This window comes from Pseudonocardia sp. McavD-2-B, assembly GCF_024124365.1.
In the GTDB taxonomy this organism is placed as follows: domain Bacteria; phylum Actinomycetota; class Actinomycetes; order Mycobacteriales; family Pseudonocardiaceae; genus Pseudonocardia; species Pseudonocardia alni.
The window spans coordinates 39,646-45,793 of the sequence record NZ_JAMXSG010000013.1 but is presented as its reverse complement, the minus strand read 5'-3'; the positions used below and the strand labels follow the sequence as shown (position 1 = coordinate 45,793).

General features: G+C 75.6%; 6 protein-coding genes. 5 read left to right on the top strand and 1 reads right to left on the bottom strand.

Features of this window, described 5'->3' with window-relative positions; genetic code table 11:
• The 5 genes from NH602_RS03880 to nudC all read left to right on the top strand — a co-directional run.
• Positions 1-590, top strand: a 590-nt coding sequence (locus NH602_RS03880) for a class F sortase (protein WP_253067035.1), incomplete at its 5' end; no start/stop codon positions are given.
• Between the two features lie 58 nt (positions 591-648).
• Entirely contained in the window at positions 649-1,926 is a 1,278-nt protein-coding gene (locus tag NH602_RS03875) for an aldehyde dehydrogenase family protein (protein WP_253067034.1), read from the top strand.
• A gap of 39 nt (positions 1,927-1,965) precedes the next feature.
• A complete protein-coding gene (locus NH602_RS03870; RefSeq protein WP_179760966.1) occupies positions 1,966-3,306 on the top strand; it encodes a pitrilysin family protein in 1,341 nt (446 codons plus the stop codon).
• A gap of 49 nt (positions 3,307-3,355) precedes the next feature.
• Complete coding sequence (locus NH602_RS03865; RefSeq protein ID WP_179760965.1) at positions 3,356-4,750, top strand: pitrilysin family protein; 1,395 nt, start codon at positions 3,356-3,358, stop codon at positions 4,748-4,750.
• Positions 4,747-5,772, top strand: a complete 1,026-nt coding sequence (gene nudC, locus NH602_RS03860) for an NAD(+) diphosphatase (RefSeq protein WP_179760964.1) — start codon at positions 4,747-4,749, stop codon at positions 5,770-5,772. The genes NH602_RS03865 and nudC overlap by 4 nt, the downstream gene beginning before the upstream one ends.
• Positions 5,773-5,857: 85 nt before the next feature.
• Here nudC and NH602_RS03855 read toward each other — a convergent pair whose 3' ends face one another.
• Positions 5,858-6,082 carry a glutaredoxin domain-containing protein gene (locus NH602_RS03855; protein ID WP_280118320.1) on the bottom strand — a complete coding sequence of 75 codons (225 nt, stop codon included), beginning with the start codon at positions 6,080-6,082 and terminating at the stop codon, positions 5,858-5,860.
• Positions 6,083-6,148: the final 66 nt, after the last annotated feature.

Below are 6,148 nucleotides of genomic sequence, written 5' to 3'. Positions count from 1 at the left end.
CCCGGGCAGCAGGCCCCGGCGACCGCACCGGCCCCCCACCCCGCTCCACCGGCCCGGCGCCGATCGCGCCGCGCGAGCCGTGGACCGTCTCGGCGGTCTACCCGCTGCCCGTGGCCGAGCCCGGCGCCGCGTCGCCGCCGGTCGTCCCGTCCGTCCTGGAGCTCCCCGCCCGCGGCCTGTCCGCCCCCGTCGACGCGGTCGGCACCGCCCCGAACGGCGGGATGGTCGTCCCCGACCAGGTGCGCACGGTCGGCTGGTGGGCCCCCGGTGTCCTCCCGGGCGGCGCGTCCGGGAGCGCCGTGATCGCCGGTCACGTCGACTCGCGCACGCAGGGCATCGGGTTCCTGTCGGTGCTGCCGCAGCTCGTCGCGGGCGAGCCGGTCGTCGTCCGTGGCGGCGACGGCCGCACCGCGGCCTACCGGGTCGTCGCGCGTCGCGAGTACGGCAAGCACGACCTGCCCCGCGAGGTGTTCCGCCGCGACGGCGACCCGCAGCTCGTCCTCGTCACCTGCGGCGGGGTGTTCGACCCGGCGGCGGGGAGCTACGAGTCGAACATCGTCGTCTACGCCGTGCCGGCCGCTGCGCCCTGAGCCTTCCTCACCGGATACCCGGTCGGGCCCGCGACGGCGACCGCCTACCCTGACCTGCGTGAGCAGCACCGTGACCACCCCGCAGGAGACGACCGAGGCGCCGGAGTTCGCCGCCGTCCGTGAGGCCGCGCAGCGCGCCCGGGCCGCCGCCCCGGCCGTCCGCGCCGCGGGCGAGGGCCGGATCGACGACGCCCTGCGCGCCGCCGCCTCGCTGATCCGGGACCGGGCACACGAGCTGCTCGACGTCAACGCCGCCGACGTCGCCGCCGCCGAGCGGAACGGCATGGCGGCGGGCCTGCTCGACCGGCTGCGGCTGGACCCCGAGCGGCTCGCCGGCATCGCCACCCAGCTCGAGGTGCTCGCCGCGACCCCCGAGCCGCCCACCGAGTGGCCGGTCCGCACGCTGGAGACCGGCGAGCGGGTGTTCGAACGGCGCATCCCGGTCGGCGTCATCGGCGCGGTGTTCGAGGCCCGGCCGAACGTGACCGTCGACGTCGCCTCGCAGGTCCTCAAGGCCCGCAGCGCCGCCGTCCTGCGCACCGGGTCCGCCGCGCTCGGCAGTGCCACCGCGCTCGTCGAGCAGGTGCTGCGCCCCGCACTGGCCGACGCCGGGCTCCCCGAGGCCGCCGTGCAGCTCGTCCCGCTGCCCGGCCACGCCGGCGCCGAGGCCCTCGTCGGGTTGCCCGACCTGGTGCCGCTGGTCGTCGTCCGCGGGTCCGGGGACGTCACCCGCAAGCTGTCCGTGCTCGGCGCGACCGCGGGCACCCGGGTGCTCGCCCACGCCGACGGCGGCGGCGTCCTCTACCTCGACGCCAGCGCCACCGAGGCCGACGTCACGCGCCTGGTCACCGACTCGACCGACCGGCTCGGCGTCTGCAACCGGCTCAACCTGCTGCTCGTCGACCGGCCCGTCTACGACACCCTGCTGCCGGTCGCGAAGGCCGCCCTCGACGCCCGCGGCATCGCGCTGTCGCTGCCCCCGCACGACCACCCGCTCGGTCACGAGTGGGCGCTGGACTCCGGCGCCGAGGCGCACGTGACGGTCGCCGTCGTCGACGGCCCCGACGACGCCGCCGACACCGCCGCCCGGGAGACCTCCGGCCTGGCCGCGACGATCTGCGCCGCCGACGAGCAGGTCGCGCGCCGTTTCATCGACCGCTACACCGGCACCGGGGTGTTCTGGAACGCGCCGTCGCGGCTGCTCGACGGCTACAAGCTGCTGGGCCTGCCCGAGACCGGCATCAACGTCGACCACACCCCCGGCCCCCGCGGCCCGGTCACCTACCGCGACCTCGGGCTGCGCCAGTTCGTGATCCTGCCGCCCGAGCACGCCTGACCGGGCAGGTTGTCGGGGGTGGGGGATAGCCTCGCTCCCGTGTCCGTGATCGCCGACAAATCCGCTCTCGAGCTGCACCGGGCCACGCTGGCCAACGGGCTGCGCGTGCTCGTCGTCCCGGACCCGGCCACCCCGGTGGTCGGGGTCTCGGTGCACGTCGACGTGGGCTTCCGTTCCGAGCCGGAGGGCCGCACCGGCTTCGCGCACCTGTTCGAGCACCTGATGTTCCAGGGCAGCGAGAGCCTGGAGAAGCTGGAGCACTTCCGGCAGGTCCAGTCCGCGGGCGGGATCTTCAACGGCTCGACCCACCAGGACTACACCGACTACTTCCAGGTGCTGCCCGGTGCGGCGCTGGAGCGGGCGCTGTTCCTGGAGTCCGACCGGCTGCGCGCCCCGAAGCTCACCGTCGAGAACCTGCGCAACCAGGTGGACGTCGTGAAGGAGGAGATCCGGCTCAACGTCCACAACCGCCCCTACGGCGGGTTCCCGTGGATCCTGCTGCCGCCGGTCCTCTACGACACCTTCCCGAACGCGCACAACGGCTACGGCGACTTCTCCGAGCTGGAGCAGGCCAGCCTGGACGACGCGGCCGCGTTCTTCGACACCTTCTACGCGCCGGGCAACGCGCTGGTCACCGTGCACGGTGACCTGTCCGAGCACGGCGTCGACGGCACCCTCGCCCTGGTCGAGCGGCACTTCGGGGACATCCCCGCCCGGCCCGTCCCGCAGCGGCCGTCGTTCGCCGAGCCCGCTCCCGGCGCGGAGCGGCGGCAGACCGTGGCCGACGCCCACGCCCCGCTGCCCGCCCTGGCGCTCGGCTACCGCGTCCCCGACCCGGCCGCGGAGCCCGACGCCTACCTGGCCCACGCCATGCTCGCCACCGTCCTGGCCGACGGCGAGGCCTCGCGGCTGCAGCGCCGCCTGGTCCACGGCGGCGCCGACGGAGCCGGCCTGGTGACCGACGTCTCGGCGTCCAACGGCCTGATGGGCGGCCCGTTCGACGCCCGCGACCCCGACACCTTCACGATCACCGCCGTGCACCCGGCCGAGGTGTCCGCGGACCGGGTCACCGCCGCGGTCGACGAGGAGCTGGACCGCCTCGCCGAGCAGGGCCCCGGCACCGAGGAGCTGGAGCGCCAGACCGCCCGCTGGGTCGCCGCGCTGCACCGCGAGGACGACCGTGTCATGTACCGGATGCTCGGGCTCGGCGCCCGCGAACTGCTCTACGGCCGCGCCGAGCTCGCCGTGGAGCTCCCCGGCAGGCTGGCCGCCCTGACCGGCGCCGACGTCGCCGCCGCGGCCGCCCGGCTGCGTTCCTCCGGGCGGGCCGTCCTGCTGGTCGAGCCGGCCGCCGAACCGTCCGGGGAGGGCGACGCGTGAGCGCTCCGACCCGTCCCGGCACCGTGAACCACACCGAAGGGGGCTCCGCGTGAGCGCCGGCCGCACACACCGCAGCGCGGAGGAGATCGGCCGCACCGAGCGCGGCCCCCGCCCGTTGCCCGCGCTCGGCCGCACCAAGGAGGTGCCGCTGCCGGACGTGCTCACCGAGACCCTGCCGAACGGGCTGACCGTCCTGGCCGCGCGCCGCCCCGGGGTCCCGCTCGTCGAGACCGTCCTGCGTATCCCGGCCGCCTCGCCGGAGCCGGTCGCCGACGCTGCCCGCACCGCGGGCACCGAGGTGCTCGCCGAGACCATCCTGACCGGCACCGCGGGCCGCGACCGGATCGGCATCGACGACGCGCTCGCCTCGGTCGGCGGGGAACTCGGCGTCGCCGTCGACCCGGAGTACCTGCAGGCGGGCGGCTCCGCGCTGGCCACCGGTCTGCCGACGGTCCTCGACGTCCTCGCCGACGTCCTCACCGCCGCCACCCACTCCGACGTCGAGGTCGCCCGCGAGCGGTCCCGGCTGGCCGAGCGGATCGCCGTCGCCCGCGCGCAGCCGCGCACCGTCGCCCGCGAGGCGCTGATGCGCCGCCGCTTCGGCGACCACCCCATCGTCTCGGAGATGCCGACCGCCGAGGCCGTCGCCGCGGTCACCCCCGAGCGCGTGCGGGAGCTGCACGCCGACGTCGTCGTCCCGGACGGGGCGAGCCTGGTCCTCGTCGGGGACATCGACCCCGAGGCCGCGATCGCCGAGGTCGCCCGCCGGCTCGGGGGGTGGACCGGAGACCACCCCGCCCGGTGGCTGTCCGCCCCGCCGGTGCCGCAGGCGGGCGACCTGGAGCTGGTCCACCGGCCCGGCTCCGTGCAGTCCCAGCTGCGTCTCACCGCGCCCGGCCTGGACCGCACCGACGAGCGCTACACCGCGTTCCAGCTCGCGAACCTCGTGTTCGGCGGTTACTTCTCCTCGCGCTGGATGGAGAACGTCCGCGAGGACAAGGGCTACACCTACGGCGCTCACTCCGGGCAGGAGTTCGTGCCCGGTGGCGCGGTGCTCGGTCTCGACGCCGACGTCGCCTCCGACGTCACCGCCGCCGCTCTGCTCGAGACCCGCTACGAGCTCGGCCGCATGGTGGCGGTCCCGCCGACCGAGCAGGAGGTCACCTCGGCCCGTCGCTACGCGATCGGCTCGCTGCTGATCTCCCTGGACAGTCAGTCCGCGCTGGCCGGCACCCTGTCCGCGCTGCACGCCGCCGGGCTCGACGTCGACTGGCTCCGGGACCGGCCGCGCCGGCTGGAGGCGGTCACCGTCGACGAGGTCGCCGCGGCCGCCACCGCGCTGTTCGCACCGACCCGGTTCACCGGGGTGGTCGTCGGGGACGCCGACGTGGTCGGGCCACCGCTCGCCGCGCTCGGCGGCGTGGTCCGCGGAGGCGGGCGATGAGCCCCGGGGACTTCTCCCTGACCGAGGAGCCGGTGCTGTCGCGCAACGCGCTCTCCCGCGACGAGAACCGGCGCCTGGACCCGGCCTACGTGCGCGACACGTGGGCGACGGCGCGCGTGGTCGTCGTCGACGAGTCCGGACGCACCCCGGTGGACTGGGAGGTCGAACCGGGCCGCGAGTTCCGCGAGGTCGACGCCGCCGCCTGGGACGACGCGGCGGGCCGTGGCGGGCACGTCAGAACCCGCGCGGGCACCGACGTCGCCGCGGAGCCGCCGGCCGAGGCCGTGCTGCTCGGCGAGCGCGAGGGCGTCCCGTACTGGGCGGTGCGCGTCGGGACCGAACGCACCGCCGACAGCGACATCTTCACCGGCGAGGGGGAATGGGCGGACCTGCGCGCCGCGGGCGCGTTCCTCGACCCGCTCGGGTCCGGGCTGCTCACCGGCGCGGTCGCCACGCTGAACTGGCACGACCGGGCCCGGTTCTGCGCGATCGACGGCACCCGCACCCGCCCGCACAACGCGGGCTGGGCCCGGGTCTGCGACAACGGCCACGAGGAGTACCCGCGCACCGACCCGGCGATCATCTGCCTGGTGCACGACGGTGCGGACCGCGTCCTGCTCGCCCGCCAGCCGGTGTGGCCGGCTGGGCGCTACTCGGTGCTCGCCGGGTTCGTCGAGTCCGGCGAGTCGCTGGAGGCGTGCGTGCACCGCGAGATCTCCGAGGAGGTCGGCATCGCCGTGTCCGACGTGCGGTACCTCGGCAGCCAGGCGTGGCCGTTCCCGCGGTCGCTGATGGTCGGCTTCCACGCGATCGGGGACCCGGAGATCCCGCTGACGCCGCAGGACGGCGAGATCGCCGACGCCCTGTGGATCACCCGGGACACGCTGCGGGCGGCACTGGCCCGCGGCGACTGGGGCACCCGGGACGAGCCCGACCCCACCGACGGACCGGTGGTCATGCTGCCGGGGAAGGTCTCGATCGCACGCACCATGCTGGAGTCCTGGGCCGCCGCCGGGGGCTGACCCCGCAGACGAAGCGGCGGCCCGCCCCCGGTGAGGTACCGGTAGCGGGCCGCCGCGCTCCGTGGTGGGAGATCAGGGGCAGGTGTCAGACCCCGAGCCGGGTCTTCACCTCGGAGAAGCTGGGGTTCGTCGCGACCGACTCGTCCGGGAAGACGACGGTCGGCACCGTGCGGTTGCCGCCGTTGGCCTTCTCGACGAACGCCACGGCGTCCGGCTCACGCTCGATGTCGATCTCGCGGTAGCCGATGCCGGCCTGGTCGAGCTGCAGCTTGAGACGACGGCAGAAGCCACACCAGCTGGTCGTGTACATCGTCAGGTCCGCCATACCGGGTGCAACGGGCCCGCTCGCGGGATTCTTCCCGCCCCGCTGTGACCT

Coding starts and splice junctions, on each gene's coding strand:
- NH602_RS03855 (WP_280118320.1), bottom strand. CDS start 6,082: ATGTACACGACCAGCTGGTGTGGCTTCTGCCGTCGTCTCAAGCTGCAG.
- nudC (WP_179760964.1), top strand. CDS start 4,747: ATGAGCCCCGGGGACTTCTCCCTGACCGAGGAGCCGGTGCTGTCGCGC.